The organism is Rhodococcus sp. ACPA4 (assembly GCF_002300185.1).
GTDB classification, from domain to species: domain Bacteria; phylum Actinomycetota; class Actinomycetes; order Mycobacteriales; family Mycobacteriaceae; genus Rhodococcus_F; species Rhodococcus_F globerula.
The window spans coordinates 867,486-884,623 of record NZ_NSDY01000002.1; the positions used below are offsets into that span (position 1 = coordinate 867,486).

Genomic DNA, 17,138 nt, shown 5'->3' on the forward strand with positions numbered 1-17,138 from the left:
ACCTGCGGTTTCTGGCGGCGTACCCGCGAATCGGCGCATACTGGTTGTTACGCCGCGTGGTACGAAGGGCAGGCTGACATGGTCAGTGTCGAGAAGTGGGCTATGTGGGATTCCGCTATCGAAGTGGATGTCACGGAGGGTGCTGCACTGCCCACAGCACACGCGCTGATCGCTGCCGCCATCGAGGACACCGAAGCGCTGTGCGATCTCGGGCGCGGCGACGCCGAAATTCATGCCGTCAATCTGGCTCAGGGGACGCCGGTGAAAGTGACCCGGCGAATGTCGTCACTGTTGCGTTCGGCGCTGTGGGCGGCCCGTATGACGGCCGGTGAGGTGAACCCGCTTGCCGACAACTTCTCGGAGGACGACTCGATTCCGCCGGTCCACCCGACCCCTACATTCGAGGACGTGCAACTCGACGGCGACGTCGTGTACGCGCCGTGGGGAGCTTCGTTCGACATCACGGGAGTGGCAAAGGCGGACACCGTCGATCGAGCCGCGCAAACTGTTGCGGCAGAGCTGCAATGTGGTGTTGCGGTGCGGATCGGCGACGTACTTGCCACTGCGGGGCACGCTCCGGCCGGTGGTTGGCAGATTCCCGTTCCGGGCGGCGAGGACGTCGAACTGGCCAACGGGACGGCGATTGCCACTGCGCACGCCGCCGAACCGCCTTCGTGGCAACCGCACCAGGATCGTCCGTCAACAGAATGGGCGCAGGTGTCGGTGATTGCCGACGACGCAGTGTGGGCGTACGCCGCCAGCCGTGCGGCGCTCGTGCGGGGGATAAGCGCCATCAAATGGGTTGAGCAGCAAGAACTTCGAGCTCGATTGGTGGATCAGTCCGGGCGTGTGTACACCACCGAGAATTGGTTCGGTCCGGACGCCGCCTGAGCATTCGAGCCAGTTGCTCAGGCCCGGCCGCGCTGCTTGCGGTACCAGTTCACCAGGGCGTCGGTCGAGGAATCGCCGAGATCGCTCGGAGCCTCGGCCGACGAGAGTGCAGGCCCCAGTTCCAAAGCTTGGGTCTTGCCGAGTTCGACCCCCCACTGATCGAACGGATTGAGCCCCCACACAGCACCTTCGACAAAAACCTGATGCTCGTAGAGTGCGATCAACTGCCCGACCACCGACGGTGTGAGCTCCTTGGCCAGGATGGTGCTGGTGGGTCGGTTACCCGGCATCACCTTGTGCGGCACCAACTCCGGGGGTGTTCCCTCTGCCGCAATCTCCTCAGCGCTCTTGCCGAACGCCAACACCTTGGTCTGAGCAAAGAAGTTACTCATCAGGAGGTCGTGCATCGAACCTGTGCCGTCAGCCGTGGGCAGATCGTCGGTGGACTCGGCAAAACCGATGAAATCGGCAGGCACCAACCAGGTGCCCTGATGGAGTAGTTGGTAGAAGGCGTGCTGGCCGTTGGTTCCTGGTTCGCCCCAGAAGATCTCGCCTGTCGAGGTTGTCACCGGGGTGCCGTCGGAGCGGACGGATTTGCCGTTCGACTCCATGGTCAGCTGCTGCAGGTAGGCCGGAAAGCGCAACAGGTCATTGGAATACGGCAACACGGCGCGGGACTGTGCACCGAAGAAGTTGGAGTACCAGAGGCCGATCAAGCCGAGAATCGCCGGCGCATTCTCCTCCAGCGGTCGGGTGCGGAAATGCGTGTCGATCTGGTGGAAGCCGTCGAGGAACTCGGCAAAGCGAACGGGGCCGACCGCACACATGACGGAGAGGCCGATGGCGGAGTCGACCGAGTAGCGGCCACCCACCCAATCCCAGAATCCGAACATGTTTACGGTGTCGATCCCGAACGCGGAGACTCGCTCGGCGTCGGTGGACACCGCGACAAAATGCTTGGCGACGGCGGCGACGTCTTCGCTACCCAGACCGGCGAACAGCCAGCGCTTTGCCGCCGTTGCGTTGGTCAGGGTCTCGAGTGTGGAGAACGTCTTTGATGCCACGATGAACAAGGTGGTCTCGGCATCCAGGTCGGCCAGCTGCCCCACCAGATCCACGGGATCGATGTTGGAGACAAATCGGAGGCTGATGCCCGCGTCGGCGTAATGCCGCAGTGCTCGGTACACCATGACCGGCCCGAGATCCGATCCGCCGATACCGATGTTGACGATGGTGCGGATGCGCTTTCCCGTGAATCCGGTCCACTCGCCGCTGCGAACACGATCGGCAAAGGCGCCCATCGACGTCAGAACCTCGTGAACATCGGCGACGACGTCCTGGCCGTCGACAGTGAGGGATGCATCAGCAGGGAGGCGCAGTGCGGTGTGTAGCACCGCCCGATCCTCGGAGGTGTTGATGTGATCACCCGCGAACATTGCGTCGCGACGCTCCTCGACGCCGGCCTCTCGAGCCAGCGCGATCAGCAGGTCGAGAGTCTCACGACTGACACGGTGCTTGCTGTAGTCGATGTGGAGATCACCGGCGTCCACCGTCAACTCGGTTCCGCGAGCCGGATCCTCGTCGAAGAGTTCCCGAAGGTGAACGGCGTGGAAATCGGCGTGATGAGCGCGCAGTTTCTGCCAGGCTGATGTTCCGGTGATGTCAATGCTCACAGTCATCGACTTTAACGGCCCGGTCTGGAAACTTCTGGATGAGTCTCGGCGGCACCCTGGCCTGCTCCGATCAGCCGGTCTGCGAGCAGGGCGGTGCGAGCTGCGGGGCTTAGTGTCCCAGGCGTCCGCGGCCGAGACGCAGGAGCAGCATTGCGAGCGTGTGACCTTCCTGGCCCAGCTCGTTGAAACGCTCGAGCACCTTCATCTCACGACTGTGAACCAGGCGCGGCCCCCCTGATGCCATCCGGGTACGACCGATGATCTGTGAGACCTCGGAGCGGCGCTTGATTGCTGCCAGGATCTCGGCGTCGAGACGATCGATCTCCTTACGAAGTTCGTTGATCTCAGCTTCGCTGCGCGGAACGTCGACGTCGGTCGGAGTGGAGTTTCCCTCGGGTGCCGTTGCCTGCGTGCTCATATGTATTCGTCTCCTCTTTCTACTGCGTGGATCGTGTTCTCAGCTCGGGTCGTTACCGATCCAGCGCCCTGACGAAAAATGCCCCGGATCCGAGTCGGACCAGAGGCAGGTGAGCTGTTCGAAGACTTCACGAGCACCGCGGTCCGGCGCTCGTAAAGTAGTGCCACCGCGCACCGACACTGCGGCAATCGCAGGTGGTTGCGGTGTTGCACAGGCTCAACATAGCGTCCAGTTTGCCATGTTCGGCATCCCAGTTCCAAGTGCCGCCACCGCACTCACACTCTTGTCGGTGGACGCCGGTAGCGTGGACAGACGATGAACATGTATCCAGCAGTCGGTGAGCAGGGCAGTCTTGACGGGCGAGACGGTCTTGACGGGCAGGGCAGTCTTTACGCGCAGGGCGGTCTCTTCGAGCACGATCACGATGGGCCCCAGCACGGTCATTCTGCCCAGCACGGTCATTCTGCCCAGCCGGGTGGCCGAGGTTCCGACGAGCTTCTCGAGGGTCTCAACCCGCAGCAGCGCGAAGCCGTGGTCCATGCCGGTTCACCGCTGCTGATCGTTGCCGGCGCAGGCTCGGGCAAAACCGCAGTGCTGACGCGCCGCATCGCATATCTGTTGGCCGAGCGTGGTGCCACTCCGGGGCAGATCCTTGCCATCACGTTCACTAACAAGGCTGCAGCCGAGATGCGTGAGCGCGTCGCGGCATTGGTCGGGCCGCGGGCCAACAGTATGTGGGTGTCGACGTTCCACTCGAGTTGTGTTCGCATTCTGCGCGCTCAGGCGGCGTTGCTTCCTGGGCTCAACTCCAACTTCTCCATCTACGACTCGGATGATTCGCGCCGGCTCCTGACGATGATCTCCAAGGATCTCGAGCTCGACACCAAGCGTTTCACGGCCAGATTGCTTGCGACGCACATCTCGAACCTCAAGAACGAGTTGATCGACCCAGAGGAAGCAGTCGCGGCCGCGGACAAGGATCCCGCGGAACTGCCCCGCCTGGTTGCGAAGGTGTACGGGATTTATCAGCAGCGCCTGCGCTCGGCCAACGCGCTCGATTTCGACGATCTCATCGGCGAGACTGTGGCTCTGCTTCAGAACTTCCCGCAGATCACGGAGTACTACCGTCGGCGCTTCCGTCACGTCCTCGTCGACGAATACCAGGACACCAACCATGCGCAGTACATGCTGGTTCGTGAATTGGTCGGCGGCGCAGGCGAATCCGACCATGCGGTGGCGCCGGCTGAACTGTGTGTTGTGGGCGACGCCGATCAGTCCATCTACGCGTTCCGCGGTGCCACCATCCGCAACATCGTGGAGTTCGAACGCGATTACCCCGACGCCCGCACGATTCTGCTCGAGCAGAACTACCGTTCGACGCAGAACATCCTCTCGGCTGCCAACGCCGTCATCTCCAAGAACACGGGGCGACGCGAGAAGCGGTTGTGGACCGATTCCGGTGAAGGCGAATTGATCGTCGGATACGTTGCGGACAACGAGCACGACGAAGCATCCTTTGTCGCCTCCGAGATCGACCGACTGGTCGAGAACGGTGACGCAAAATTCTCGGACGTCGCAGTGTTCTACCGCACCAACAACTCGTCGCGTGCGCTCGAGGAAATCTTCATCCGCCTCGGTGTGCCGTACAAGATCGTGGGCGGCGTCAGGTTCTACGAGCGCAAAGAGGTTCGCGACATCGTCGCTTACCTGCGGGTACTCGCCAACGAGGACGACACGGTGAGCTTGCGTCGAATCCTCAACACACCGCGCCGCGGAATCGGCGACCGCGCAGAGGCCTGTGTCGCAGTGCATTCGGAGCATCGCAACATCAGCTTTGCTGCCGCGTTGCGGGATGCGGCGGAAGGCAAGGTTGCACTGCTCAATACGCGTTCGCAGAAGGCGATCGTTGCCTTCCTCGACATGATGGACGGGCTGCGCACCTTATTGCCGGCCGAATCTTCCGACGGCAGTGAGTCTTCCGAGCTCGGCGATATCGGTGAAGTGGCCGAGGCCGTGCTCGAACGTAGCGGCTACCGCGGCGAACTGGCTGCCAGCAGTGATCCTCAGGACGGCGCCAGGCTTGACAACCTCAACGAACTTGTCAGTGTGGCAAGAGAATTCAGTTCTGATGCGCGAAATGCTGCCGGACTGATCGACCCGGACGACGAAGAAACCGCAGCGATGCGCGAAGGTGAACCCGATCCAGGTTCGCTGGCAGCGTTCCTCGAACGAGTGTCGTTGGTGGCCGACGCAGATCAGCTGCCCGACTCCGACGAAGGTGTTGTCACCATGATGACACTGCACACCGCCAAGGGCCTCGAATTCCCCGTCGTCTTCGTAACCGGTTGGGAAGACGGTCAATTCCCGCACATGCGGGCCCTCGGCGATCCGGCAGAGCTCTCCGAGGAGCGACGCCTCGCCTACGTCGGGATCACCCGCGCGCGGCAACGGTTGTATTTGACACGTGCGATCATGCGCTCCGCGTGGGGTCAGCCGATTCAGAACCCCGCATCACGGTTCATCAGCGAAATTCCCGAGGATCTGATCAACTGGCGCCGCGAAGACCCGGGCACCGGCGGCGGGTTCGGAAGCGGTCGACCCGGTTACGGGGGCGGTCAGGGCTATGCCGGCGGTCAGGGTTATGGCGGTGGCTACGGCAATCAGGGTGGCCAAGGTGGCCGCGGGTACGGCAACACCTCTCGAAACGACTCTCCCGCACCAAGTTTCGGTGCTGCGCGAGGACGGAACAACAACCTGGTTCTTGCCGTCGGCGATCGGGTCAGTCACGACAAGTACGGACTGGGCACAGTCCTCGAGACCAAGGGCACTGGCCCGACCGCAACAGTCACCATCGACTTCGGCAGCGCAGGCAAGGTGCGTCTGATGCTCATCGGCGGTGTTCCGATGGTGAAGCTGTAGGGGCAAGAAGCTCTGGAAAGACTTTCGGCCCGCACCAGAGAAAAGGTGCGGGCCGAAAGTTTCGGTTGTGGTGAGCTCAGTCCTGCTCGATACCCAGGCTGATACCGCGCGAGGCGAGCCAGGGGAGGGGATCGATCTTGTTCTCGCCGGCGAGATGAACCTCGAAGTGCAGGTGCGGGCCGGTGGAGAAGCCGCGGTTGCCGACGGTGGCGATCTGATCGCCGGCCATGACCTGCTGGCCGACGGTCACTACCGAGGTGTCGATGTGTCCGTACACGGTGATGGTGCCGTCGGCGTGCTGCAGGCGAACCCACATACCGAACCCGGAAGCCGGGCCGGAGTCGATGACGGTGCCGTCGGCGACTGCGACGATGGGCGTTCCGATGGGTGCTGCGATATCGACACCGGCATGCAGGGTGCCCCAGCGGCTACCGAAGTTCGAGGTGAAAGTTCCGACAGCGGGGAGGACGAACAGGGGGCGTCGGGCAGCGGCTTCGCGGGCTGCGCGCTCTTCGCTGAAACGCTGTCCCTTGGCGAGGAGGTTACTGAACTGCGACAGGTCGGTCGGGGCGGCGACGTTGAGCACCTGGGGTGCGTCGGCTGCCGTGGTGGAGGACGCTGCGGCGGTGGGCGCGAACTGGGCTGCCTGTGGCTGTGCGGTGGTTCCGATGGTGGAGGACTGGTCGGCAAGTGCGACGTCCGAGTGCCCGACTGCATTGCCCGAGCCGTTGTCGACTACTGCCTGTCCCGCTGCGACTACCGCGCCGGCTGCGACTGCAAGAACTGCGGCGCGACCTTTGAGTGCGGAGGGCGGGGTGGGGATGCGGTGAGCGCCGGTGCGACGAGCCGGGGAGGAGACATCTGCAGATGCCGGTGGCGTGAAGGTCGAGATGCTGTTCACGTCGGACTCGACGGTCTCGAAGTCTGCCGGGTAGGCGTCTACCGAGTCGGAATCTGACGACGTGGAGGATGCGGAGCGAGTGAACATAAGGGAAGAAATCTCAGAACTTTTGGTCTCGGTGTAACGCCGGGCCGAGTGCGTTGGATAAGAGGGCGTGACCTCGTCCGGTTCTGATTCTGTGAACCTGCTGGGCGTGAACTGGCTGTGTCGCATATGCCTGTTCGCTCCTTGGGGTTCGTGATCAGCCTGTGACTTAGCTGGAGTAACGGTAACGAAATGGTTGCGACACGTGCAACCTATACAGCAAACGAGTCGTAGTTTGTGACGTGGCTCACATCCTGACCAGGCAATATGTCGCTTCGGACAAATCGGACCAAGTATCTCGATTGATATCGGGGTGTGTCACAACCAGATCACCGACCTGCGCAGGCGCTACCGTCGAGCAGGTGTCGTCAACACTCCGAAGCTCGTCGGTCCACGCGCCCGGCGATGTTCGCACCGCTCGTCCATTCCCACCGCCGCTCGCCCTGGCCCTAGTTCTGGGGCTGCTCGGCGCGGTCGCGGTGTCGGCTGCGCCGATTGTCGACGTGGGGGGTGGACTCGGTGCGTCCGGTTCGATCGTGACCGCCTCGATATTTGCCGCGCTGTGCGCGCTCGTGATCCCGGCCGCTGCGATTGTGGTGGCGCGTCGTCACCCCGCCCTCTCAGGCGCGCTCTTGGCCGGTGCAGGCGCGCTGTCCTTCGGGGTCGCGATCCTCGATCTGCAGTTGTTCGTCGACGCGATCGACGCAAACCGCTTGGAACTTTTCCGTCCGATTTCCGCCGGAGTGATCACCGCCGGTGTCGGGTCGTACGTTGCACTTCTCGGGCACGCACTGTTGGTTGTTGCCGGAATTCTGGGGCTTGTGGTGATTCATCGTGAGTCCGAGCGTGACGGATACGGCAGCGCACATGCTGCCGAGTACGACGGCAGATCCGTAGGCGGACGCATCGGTGCCTGGCCGACGTCCGTATTGATTCTTGCTGCAGGCGCTTACCTGCTGTCGCTGTTCGCGCCCGCCTTCGATTCGCAGGATCCGATCTTTCTCGCCCGCTCCCTCGTGGACAGTCCCGCTGCCAGTGCTGTCGGAACCGCGTTGGTTGCCGTTGCCGTCTTGATTGTCACGGCATCGGCTCTGACGTCGATTTCGCCGTGGGTGGGCGCAGGCGGCGTTGTCGGCGCCGGCGTCGGCGCGCTGGGTGTCAGTGGCACTCGGGTTGTTGCCGGTCTGGCGTCCGGTGACCGGATCGGTGTCGGCGCTGGATCGATCGTGGGTGCCATCGCGGCGGTGGTCATCGTGGGAGTGGGCGCGGTGATACCGATTCTGTCGGCGCGGCGCGAGGCTGCGGCGGTAGAAGAAGCGCGGCCGGTGAAATCCGAAAACCAGGCGCAGTCCGGCGGCTCCAAGAAAGCGCGCCGAGCCGCGATGATCGAGCAGGCCCGCGAAGCGCAGGCTCACGTCACGAAGATGCACCGCATCGCCGGGGCGCTCGGAATTGGCGCCGCGGTGTCGGCCGCACTTGGCGCGTCGTTGCCCATTCTGTCCTTGCCCGGGGGACTCGCCGAACCGTCGATACTCGCGACCCGCATCGTCTTCGTCGCGGCGATCGTTCTCTTCGTTGCATCGCTCGGGCTGTGGATTCCTGGCCGCGCCGTTGCCATTCGGCCGGCCGTGGGAACGCTGTGGACCACCGTCGTCATGGGCATTGCGGCTGTCGTGCAACCAGCTGTCATCGCAACAGATGTTTCGGGTGTCGACCTTGGGGCCGGGGTGTACGTGATGGGCGTCGCCTCCGCGCTCGCGGCCGCTGCCGGCCTGGCGTTGTGGTTCGCCGGAACAGCGGAACGCGAGGAAATCGACACATCCGTGGAGATCGAGGCGAACTCCGTGGTCCGTATCCTCGCCGGACTCGGCGGCGTACTTGCACTCGTCGGCACCGCTCTGCCGCTCTATCGCGGCGCAAATCACACCGCGGCGTCGATCACGCAATGGCCATGGGGCAGTGACGCGTGGGGGATCGACACCTGGGGGCAACTCCTCGTCGGAGTGTCTGTCCTGCTCGCATCCGTCGTCGCCACCCGTTCCCGGCCACCGCGTGCTGTTGCGCTCCTCGTCGGATCGGCGATCTCGGTGTCGATATATCTCGCCGCGGGACCACTGACGTCTTCACGCATACCGGACGCAACAGTGGGGGCGGGTGCGATCGCAGCGGCGACGGGCCTACTCTTGCTAGTCGTTGCTGCTTTCTTCAGTGCGCGAACAACGCTGTCGATGCATGCCGAGCGGCGGTGAGACCCGCGCTTGACAAATGGTGCGAAGCTGCGTTGCCGATCGGTGACGCCTGCCGCACCTGGCGATGTCGCGTGACATGGGCCACATAGCATGTATGCGGGCGCAAACCGAACGCAGCAACTGGTTAAAGTCCAGAACAGACCCGCTCCTACCCCTCGAGCGGGTGTCAACGCAGACGAGACGGTGAGCAGATGGATCTCTTCGAATACCAGGCGAAGGAACTCTTCGCCAAGCACGGAGTGCCGACTTCGGCTGGGCGTGTTACGGACACGGTCGCAGGAGCACGCGAGATTGCCGAAGAAATCGGCAAGCCCGTAATGATCAAGGCGCAGGTCAAGGTCGGTGGCCGCGGCAAGGCCGGTGGCGTGAAGTACTCGCCCGACGTGGATGCCGCAGTGGCAAACGCAGAAGCAATCCTCGGCCTGGACATCAAGGGCCATGTTGTCAAGAAGCTGCTGGTCGCAGAGGCAAGTGACATTGCCGAGGAGTACTACATCTCCTTCCTGCTCGACCGCACCAACCGCACCTACCTGGCCATGTGCTCGGTAGAGGGTGGCGTCGAGATCGAGGTCACCGCCGAGGAGAACCCCGACGCTCTCGCGAAGATCCCCGTCGACGCAGTCAAGGGCGTCGACCTCGCGTTCGCGCGCAGCATCGCCGAGGCAGGAAAGCTGCCCGCTGAGGTGCTCGACGCAGCGGCCGTCACGATCCAGAAGCTGTGGGAGGTCTTCATCAACGAGGACGCACTCCTCGTCGAGGTCAACCCCCTCGTTCGCACGCCTGACGATCAGATCCTCGCCCTCGACGGCAAGGTCACCCTCGACGAGAACGCAGCGTTCCGTCAGCCCGGCCACGAGGCATTCGAGGATCGCGACGCAACCGATCCCCTCGAGCTCAAGGCCAAGGAAAACGACCTCAACTACGTCAAGCTCGACGGTGAGGTCGGAATCATCGGCAACGGCGCAGGCCTTGTCATGTCCACCCTGGACGTCGTCGCATACGCAGGCGAGAACCACGGTGGCGTCAAGCCCGCCAACTTCCTCGACATCGGCGGCGGAGCTTCCGCTGCAGTCATGGCTGCCGGCCTGGATGTCATCCTGAACGACGCACAGGTCAAGAGCGTGTTCGTCAACGTCTTCGGCGGCATCACCGCTTGTGACGCAGTTGCCAACGGCATCGTCGGCGCACTGAAGACCCTGGGCGACGAGGCCAACAAGCCGCTCGTCGTTCGCCTGGACGGAAACAACGTCGAAGAGGGTCGTCGTATCCTCGCCGAGGCCAACCACCCGCTGGTCACGGTCGTCGCAACCATGGACGAGGCCGCCGACAAGGCCGCCGAACTCGCTCACGCAGCGAAGTAAGGGACTCACAGAACAATGGCAATCTTCCTCACCAAGGATTCAAAGGTCATCGTCCAGGGCATCACCGGCGGCGAGGGCACCAAGCACACCGCTCTGATGCTCAAGGCCGGCACCCAGGTCGTCGGCGGCGTCAACGCTCGCAAGGCCGGCACCACGGTCTCGCACGTTGCTGCTGACGGTTCCGCTGTCGAGCTCCCCGTCTTCGCGACGGTCGAAGAAGCAATCAAGGAGACCGGCGCAGACGTTTCCATCGCGTTTGTTCCCCCGGCCTTCTCGAAGGACGCCATCGTCGAGGCCATCGACGCGGAGATCCCGCTCCTCGTGGTCATCACCGAGGGCATCCCGGTCCAGGACTCCGCTTACGCTTGGGCGTACAACGAGTCCAAGGGCAAGAAGACGCGCATCATCGGACCGAACTGCCCCGGCATCATCACCCCGGGTGAGGCTCTCGTCGGCATCACGCCCGCCAACATTGCGGGCACCGGCCCCATCGGCCTGGTCTCCAAGTCGGGCACCCTGACCTACCAGATGATGTACGAACTCCGTGACTTCGGCTTCTCCACCGCCATCGGCATCGGCGGCGACCCGGTCATCGGTACGACGCACATCGATGCCATCGAGGCATTCGAGAACGATCCCGACACCAAGGTCATCGTGATGATCGGTGAAATCGGTGGCGACGCAGAAGAGCGCGCAGCCGATTACATCAAGGCTCACGTCACCAAGCCGGTTGTCGGCTACGTGGCAGGCTTCACTGCTCCCGAAGGCAAGACCATGGGCCACGCAGGCGCCATCGTCTCCGGTTCCTCGGGAACGGCTCAGGCCAAGCAGGAAGCTCTCGAAGCTGCAGGCGTGAAGGTCGGCAAGACGCCGTCCGCCACCGCTGCTCTCGCACGCGAGATCCTTCAGAGCCTCTAAGTTCGTTTCGCGGAGCGTAGTGCTTCGTGTTGAACTACAGCTTGTCTGAACTACAGCTTGTCTGAACTACAGCGCCCGCAATCAGGTTTTCCTGGTTGCGGGCGTTGTTCGTCACTGTGACATGTCTGTCGCCGGGTGGCTCAGACGTCGACCCACGTATCGCCTGCGGTTTCGAGTTGGCCGGCGCCTGAGGTGATCGATGCCACCGTCGACGCAAGGTGTTCGGGGTCGTGAGTGGCAAGTGTCAGAACAGCTTTCGATCCGTAGTCGGTCCCAAGGACCACAACTCCGCGGGCGCGCAGTTCGGCCTCGACGCGTCCGGCCTCCCCATGCCGAATTGCCAAGGTGTGCAACGTTCGTCGCTCGCGGCCGACCAGCGTGGCAGAATCCACCGCAACCGACACCGCACCGGAATATGCGCGTACCAAACCGCCTGCGCCCAGTTTGATGCCTCCGAAATATCGTGTCACGACCACGATTACATCCACGAGGTCACGCGCCTTGAGTACCTGCAACATCGGAATCCCGGCTGTGCCGCCGGGCTCACCGTCGTCGTCGGCGCGTTCGGACCGCGACGATGCGTCGTAGCCCACCACGAATGCCGAACAATGATGGCGCGCATCCGGATACAGTGATTTCTGTTCGGCCAGGAACTGTTTTGCGCCCTCGGTGTCGTCGATTCTGCGGAGGGAGGCGATGAACCGCGAGTGCTTCACTTCCGTCTCGACAGTGTGATCCGCGCCGGGAGCAAGAGTGAAGGGCATCTGCCCATTGTCTCCTGTCGGTGTTGGCGTGAGAAGACAAGGCACATAGGCTGGAATCGACAACCGTCCGTCCACGAGGGGAAGCCATGACGTTCACACCGCAAGGGTCAAATTTCGGAGGATCCTCGTACGGATCGCCGACGCCCCCGAACGCAGGCGGTGGGGCCAAGATCGGTTTCTTCTTGACCATCGCGGTAGCCGCGTTGGGAATCGTCAACTTTCTGCTCGGGTTCGCTCCCTTCACCTCGATCACGAGTTCCGGTGTCGGTTCCGACGTGAGCACCACGTCCAGCTTCTTCGAAACCAGTGTCTACGGACTCGGATTCCTTTTTGCCGGCGGTGTTCTGGCTGCGGTGTCACTGCTGCCGCAGCAACGCTACGCAGGGATATTTGCCGCGTTGTCCCTGGTCGGATATGTCTCGTTGGTGTTCACCGCGTTCAGCCTCGGTTCGACGGATTACCTCGACATCGGTTTCGGGTGGGGATTGATCGTCGTCCTCGTCCTCGGCTTTGTGCAGACCGTCGTCGCAGTGGCCGCGTTCCTCTTCGACATCGGAATCCTCAAGGCCCCCGCGCCCAGGCCGGTAGCTCCCCAGGCCTTCGGTCAGGGCTACCAGCAGTACGGCCAGCCGCAGCAGCAGATGTACCAGCAAGGCCAGCCGGGGCAGCCGCAGCAGGGCCAGGCGCAGCAGTACGGGGCCCAGAACCAGCCCTACGGACAGCAGTACGGTCAAACGCCGCAGCCCGGTTCGCAGCAGCAGGGATACGCGAGCGGCTACGGCGCGACACCCGCAGAAACTACCGACACGTCGGGCCAACAATCCCAGCAGTACGGCGGGTACGCGCAGCCGACGCCCCAGTACCCCTCCGGGCAGCAGCCTCCGGCCGGGTACCCGTCTACCCAGCCCGCCCCTGCCCAGCACCAAGCGGGGCCGTACCAGCCCACCCCAGCCCAGCCCACCGGCTTCGAAGCTCCCGCAGCCCCCGAAACCGGCGAGAACACAGACCCAGCGGCCGAGACTCGAGCTTTCGATTCTCGGAACCCCGACGAGCGTCAGCAGTAAGGGGTTTACGGATTCGTCCCGGGCGGCGCGCCTGAGTGCGCGCCGCGATGTCGGGTGAAATCCTCGAGGGGATGAATTCTTTGACTGATCGAACACGACCACGCCCTTCCTCCGGTCAGCAAACACGAGGCCGCACGTCGCTGCGCACACCCACGCCGGAAGCAGACCAGACCAGAACACTGCTCACCGTGGCCTTCCGCTCATCGGGAATGGCGATCCTGCTGATCTCGGCCGTCGTAGTCGTGACGCTGGTATCGGCGAGTAGTGAACTGACCGGAACATTCGGCGCCATCGCAACGACGTGGCTGGCTATTCATCAAGTTCCCGTTGTCATCGACGACGTTCAACTCGGTGTGCTGCCGTTGCTCCCGACCGCACTCATGATGTGGGTGGTGGCGCGGCGATGTGCGTCGGCGGCAACACTCGCCGATACGCGGATAGCAGTAGCGCGACTGGTGGGCGCAGCCGTGGCGGGGCCTCTCACGGTGACCGCGATCTGCCTGGTCGTTGTTGCCGACGCGTCCGCTGCAATCCCGCTGTCGAGTCCCAATGCGTTGAGCGCGTTCGGTTGGGTCGCCGGAATTCACCTGGTAGCCGCGACGGTCGGCGTTGTTGTCGCGCACTGGCAGATCATCGAACCTGAGCTTCCGCGGTGGGCATCCGCCGCCGTTCGCCCCGGTGCCTGGACGACAACAGCGCTGCTGGCAGCGGGATCTATTGCCGTTCTGTGTGCGCTGCTCATCTCCTGGTCCACCGTCGGGGATCTTCTTGCCCGTGGCGGCGGTTTTGTCGGCGTGCTGGGTCTGACCGTGCTGTCGCTGCTTTACCTGCCCAACCTTGTTGTCGGTGCGGTCGCCGTCATGACGGGCGCAAGCGCCGATATCGGTGAGGTGTCCACCAGTGTGTTCGGCAACATAGGCGGCGACCTTCCACCGCTTCCGGTTCTCGGAGCCGTCCCGGCCGGCACGGGCGGAGGGTTCTGGCCAGTACTCCTCGTTGTTCCGGTCGTGATCGGGATTTATCTGGGACGAGACTGCGCACGCCGCGTCGGCGGGCAGGACGGAATCCTCACAGCCGTTGCCGCCGCGTTCATGAGCGGAACAGTGATCGCGCTCCTCGCCCTCGCCAGCGGAGGGGAGCTGGGGTACTTCGGTGCCGTCGAGGTGACCTGGTGGGCCGTCGGGTTCTTGACCTTCGGCTGGTTGGCGCTGTTCGGATCGATCAGTGCACTGATCACGACGTGGTTGCAGCATCGGGCGGTTCCTGCACCGGAGCCCACGGTGACGGCACCGCCGGCCCAGCAGGCTGAAACAGCTGAGTCCGAAGGCGACGACACGAACTCGGACACGGACTCGGACTCGGACTCGGTCTCTACGGATGAATCGGTGGACGAAACTGGTTCGGCGCAAGAGTCGGAGACCGAGGATGCCGAGGAGCCTGCCGAGTCTGCGGAGATCGAGGCGCCGGAACTCGCGGCTGAAGAAAGCCAGGCTGAAGAAAGCAAGGCTGCAGAGGTCGAGGTCGACGCTGTAACCGTCGTCGAGAATTCTGCCGAAGAGTCTGCGACCGACCTGCCCTCACCGGTGAAAGACCCCAGCGACTAAGCTGTCGTCTGGCCGATTATCCGGCCACACCATCTTCTAGATCTCAGGAGTAGAGCGCTGACTGCCTCGGCCCACGACCTGCAGCAGACGACGCCTACTCGCGTCGTGGTTCTCGCGTCCGGAGCGGGAACCCTCCTGAAGTCGCTCATCGAAGCGTCGTACACCGAAAACTACCCCGCGCAGATCGTTGCCGTCGGTGTCGATCGTGACTGCGCTGCGACCGAACATGCCGGAGCCGCGGAGATTCCCGCGTTCAAGGTATCGATCAAGGATTTTGCCGACCGCGCCGCCTGGGACATGGCACTGACCTCCGCTGTTGCGCAGCACCAGCCGGATCTGGTGGTGAGCGCCGGCTTCATGAAGATCCTCGGACCCAGTTTCCTGGCGAAATTCGGTGGACGGATCATCAACACCCACCCCGCGTTGCTGCCCGCCTTCCCCGGCGCGCACGCGGTTCCCGACGCGATGGCGTACGGCGTCAAGGTCACCGGATCGACGGTGCATCTGGTCGACGACGGCGTTGACACCGGGCCGATTCTGGCCCAAGAACCTGTGGCAGTGCTTCCGGGCGACACCGAGTCGTCTTTGCACGAGCGCATCAAAGTTGTAGAGCGGCGGTTGTTGGCGGACGTTATCGCCGCTGTCGCTACACACGGAGTAGTTTCCGATGGACGAAAGGCCGTGATCCCCAGTGAGTGAACGCAAGGCTGTGCGCCGCGCTCTTGTCAGTGTTTACGACAAGAGCGGTCTGATCGAGCTGGCAACGGGTCTGCACGAGGCCGGTGTCGAGTTGGTGTCGACCGGCTCGACCGCGTCGAAGATCGCCGACGCCGGCATCCCCGTGACCCCGGTGGAGGCTCTGACCGGATTCCCCGAATGCCTCGAAGGTCGAGTGAAGACGCTGCATCCGCGCGTCCACGCCGGTGTTCTGGCCGACACCCGCAAGCCGGATCACCTCGCTCAGCTCGAGGAACTCGGCATCGCGACTTTCGAACTCGTTGTAGTCAACCTGTACCCGTTCACGGCGACAGTTGCTTCCGGTGCGACGCCGGACGAGTGCGTCGAGCAGATCGACATCGGCGGTCCGTCGATGGTGCGCGCGGCTGCGAAGAACCATCCGTCGGTTGCCGTTGTGGTCGACCCGGCCCGTTACGCCGACGTCTTGACGGCTGTTGCCGGTGGCGGATTCACGCTGCGTGAGCGCACTGTCCTTGCCGCGCAGGCGTTTCAGCACACCGCGTCGTACGACGTGGCTGTCGCGAGCTGGATGACCAGCACCATTGCTGCAGACGAAGACGGCTCGCAGTTCCCGGCCTGGGTCGGTGCCACCTGGAACCGCAGCGCCGTTCTGCGTTACGGCGAGAACCCGCATCAGGATGCCGCGCTGTACGAAAACCCGGCTGCTCCGGCAGGTTTGGCTCAGGCCGAGCAGGTGCACGGCAAGGAAATGTCGTACAACAACTACACGGACTCCGACGCAGCCTGGCGCGCAGCCTACGACTTCGCCGATCCGGCAGTCGCAATCATCAAGCACGCCAACCCTTGTGGCATTGCGGTCGGCGCCGATATCGCCGAGGCCCACCGCAAGGCGCATGCGTGCGACCCGGTCAGTGCTTTTGGTGGCGTCATCGCAGCCAACCGTGAGGTCACCGTCGAACTGGCCGAGCAGATCGCCGACATCTTCACCGAGGTTGTCATCGCGCCGTCCTATGCAGACGGAGCAGTCGAGGTTCTGCAGCGTAAGAAGAACATTCGTGTTCTCAAAGCTGCCGCACCGACCGCTACCGGCATCGAGCTTCGCCCCATCTCCGGTGGCACCTTGCTGCAGCAGCGTGACGTCCTCGACGCCGATGGTGACAACCCGGCCAACTGGACTCTTGCCAACGGCGAAGCGGCAGATGCGGAAACGCTCAAGGATCTGGAATTCGCTTGGCGTGCAAGCCGCTCCGTGAAGTCCAACGCAATCCTGCTGGCTAAGGGCGGCGCCTCGGTTGGCGTCGGCATGGGCCAGGTCAACCGTGTGGATGCTGCGCATCTTGCGGTCCAGCGCGCCGGCGATCGTGTTGTCGGTTCGGTGGCCGCGTCCGACGCGTTCTTCCCGTTCCCCGACGGACTCCAGGTTCTCTTGACCGCAGGCGTCAAGGCTGTTGTTCAGCCCGGCGGTTCCGTTCGTGACAACGAGGTGATCGAGGCTGCCAAGGAAGCCGGCGTCACTCTCTACCTGACAGGTGCGCGCCACTTCGCGCACTGATCAACTTCGTGTGAAGCGGGCCTCGACGTGAATGTCGGGGC

General features: G+C 63.4%; 13 protein-coding genes. 9 read left to right on the top strand and 4 right to left on the bottom strand.

Annotated elements, in window-relative coordinates; all coding sequences use genetic code 11:
- Positions 1-78: 78 nt before the first annotated feature.
- Positions 79-891, top strand: coding sequence for an FAD:protein FMN transferase (locus CJ178_RS27330; protein WP_045069192.1), 813 nt, complete (start codon positions 79-81; stop codon positions 889-891).
- Positions 892-908: 17 nt separating this feature from the next.
- Here CJ178_RS27330 and pgi read toward each other — a convergent pair whose 3' ends face one another.
- Together pgi and CJ178_RS27340 are read right to left on the bottom strand one after the other, a co-directional pair.
- Positions 909-2,564 carry a glucose-6-phosphate isomerase gene (gene pgi, locus CJ178_RS27335; RefSeq protein WP_172935700.1) on the bottom strand — a complete coding sequence of 552 codons (1,656 nt, stop codon included), beginning with the start codon at positions 2,562-2,564 and terminating at the stop codon, positions 909-911.
- A gap of 109 nt (positions 2,565-2,673) precedes the next feature.
- Positions 2,674-2,982: a chorismate mutase gene (locus tag CJ178_RS27340; protein WP_033234204.1), complete on the bottom strand. Its 309-nt coding sequence runs from the start codon at positions 2,980-2,982 to the stop codon at positions 2,674-2,676.
- A 315-nt stretch (positions 2,983-3,297) separates the two neighbouring features.
- Here CJ178_RS27340 and pcrA point away from each other — a divergent pair, with 315 nt between their 5' ends.
- Positions 3,298-5,901 (top strand): DNA helicase PcrA, encoded by a 2,604-nt coding sequence (pcrA, locus tag CJ178_RS27350; protein ID WP_245005961.1) that lies wholly within the window; start codon positions 3,298-3,300, stop codon positions 5,899-5,901.
- Between the two features lie 76 nt (positions 5,902-5,977).
- Here pcrA and CJ178_RS27355 read toward each other — a convergent pair whose 3' ends face one another.
- The gene (locus CJ178_RS27355) at positions 5,978-7,015 is read right to left on the bottom strand and encodes a M23 family metallopeptidase (protein WP_033234205.1); all 1,038 of its coding nucleotides are present in this window, start codon (positions 7,013-7,015) and stop codon (positions 5,978-5,980) included.
- A 233-nt stretch (positions 7,016-7,248) separates the two neighbouring features.
- Here CJ178_RS27355 and CJ178_RS27360 point away from each other — a divergent pair, with 233 nt between their 5' ends.
- The 3 genes from CJ178_RS27360 to sucD all read left to right on the top strand — a co-directional run bounded on the left by CJ178_RS27360 (position 7,249) and on the right by sucD (position 11,414).
- A complete protein-coding gene (locus CJ178_RS27360; RefSeq protein WP_257013464.1) occupies positions 7,249-9,135 on the top strand; it encodes a hypothetical protein in 1,887 nt (628 codons plus the stop codon).
- A 191-nt stretch (positions 9,136-9,326) separates the two neighbouring features.
- Positions 9,327-10,496 (top strand): ADP-forming succinate--CoA ligase subunit beta, encoded by a 1,170-nt coding sequence (gene sucC, locus CJ178_RS27365; protein WP_045069199.1) that lies wholly within the window; start codon positions 9,327-9,329, stop codon positions 10,494-10,496.
- Positions 10,497-10,511: 15 nt separating this feature from the next.
- The gene (gene sucD, locus CJ178_RS27370) at positions 10,512-11,414 is read left to right on the top strand and encodes a succinate--CoA ligase subunit alpha (protein ID WP_033234208.1); all 903 of its coding nucleotides are present in this window, start codon (positions 10,512-10,514) and stop codon (positions 11,412-11,414) included.
- Between the two features lie 140 nt (positions 11,415-11,554).
- Here sucD and CJ178_RS27375 read toward each other — a convergent pair whose 3' ends face one another.
- The gene (locus tag CJ178_RS27375) at positions 11,555-12,178 is read right to left on the bottom strand and encodes an IMPACT family protein (protein WP_045069201.1); all 624 of its coding nucleotides are present in this window, start codon (positions 12,176-12,178) and stop codon (positions 11,555-11,557) included.
- Positions 12,179-12,264: 86 nt separating this feature from the next.
- On the opposite strand from CJ178_RS27375, the gene CJ178_RS27380 reads away from it, so the two are divergent.
- The 4 genes from CJ178_RS27380 to purH all read left to right on the top strand — a co-directional run bounded on the left by CJ178_RS27380 (position 12,265) and on the right by purH (position 17,097).
- Positions 12,265-13,242 (top strand): DUF5336 domain-containing protein, encoded by a 978-nt coding sequence (locus CJ178_RS27380; protein WP_033234210.1) that lies wholly within the window; start codon positions 12,265-12,267, stop codon positions 13,240-13,242.
- Positions 13,243-13,313: 71 nt separating this feature from the next.
- Complete coding sequence (locus tag CJ178_RS27385; protein WP_257013466.1) at positions 13,314-14,846, top strand: cell division protein PerM; 1,533 nt, start codon at positions 13,314-13,316, stop codon at positions 14,844-14,846.
- Positions 14,847-14,903: 57 nt separating this feature from the next.
- Positions 14,904-15,545 carry a phosphoribosylglycinamide formyltransferase gene (gene purN, locus CJ178_RS27390; protein ID WP_051730473.1) on the top strand — a complete coding sequence of 214 codons (642 nt, stop codon included), beginning with the start codon at positions 14,904-14,906 and terminating at the stop codon, positions 15,543-15,545.
- The gene (gene purH, locus CJ178_RS27395) at positions 15,538-17,097 is read left to right on the top strand and encodes a bifunctional phosphoribosylaminoimidazolecarboxamide formyltransferase/IMP cyclohydrolase (RefSeq protein ID WP_033234212.1); all 1,560 of its coding nucleotides are present in this window, start codon (positions 15,538-15,540) and stop codon (positions 17,095-17,097) included. The genes purN and purH overlap by 8 nt, the downstream gene beginning before the upstream one ends.
- Positions 17,098-17,138 lie beyond the last annotated feature (41 nt).

Excerpts from the sequence above, each read along its gene's own strand:
- CJ178_RS27330 (WP_045069192.1), top strand. The coding sequence starts at position 79 with ATGGTCAGTGTCGAGAAGTGGGCTATGTGGGATTCCGCTATCGAAGTG.
- CJ178_RS27385 (WP_257013466.1), top strand. The coding sequence starts at position 13,314 with ATGAATTCTTTGACTGATCGAACACGACCACGCCCTTCCTCCGGTCAG.
- CJ178_RS27380 (WP_033234210.1), top strand. The coding sequence starts at position 12,265 with ATGACGTTCACACCGCAAGGGTCAAATTTCGGAGGATCCTCGTACGGA.
- CJ178_RS27355 (WP_033234205.1), bottom strand. The coding sequence starts at position 7,015 with ATGCGACACAGCCAGTTCACGCCCAGCAGGTTCACAGAATCAGAACCG.
- sucC (WP_045069199.1), top strand. The coding sequence starts at position 9,327 with ATGGATCTCTTCGAATACCAGGCGAAGGAACTCTTCGCCAAGCACGGA.
- sucD (WP_033234208.1), top strand. The coding sequence starts at position 10,512 with ATGGCAATCTTCCTCACCAAGGATTCAAAGGTCATCGTCCAGGGCATC.
- CJ178_RS27375 (WP_045069201.1), bottom strand. The coding sequence starts at position 12,178 with ATGCCCTTCACTCTTGCTCCCGGCGCGGATCACACTGTCGAGACGGAA.
- CJ178_RS27340 (WP_033234204.1), bottom strand. The coding sequence starts at position 2,982 with ATGAGCACGCAGGCAACGGCACCCGAGGGAAACTCCACTCCGACCGAC.
- pcrA (WP_245005961.1), top strand. The coding sequence starts at position 3,298 with ATGAACATGTATCCAGCAGTCGGTGAGCAGGGCAGTCTTGACGGGCGA.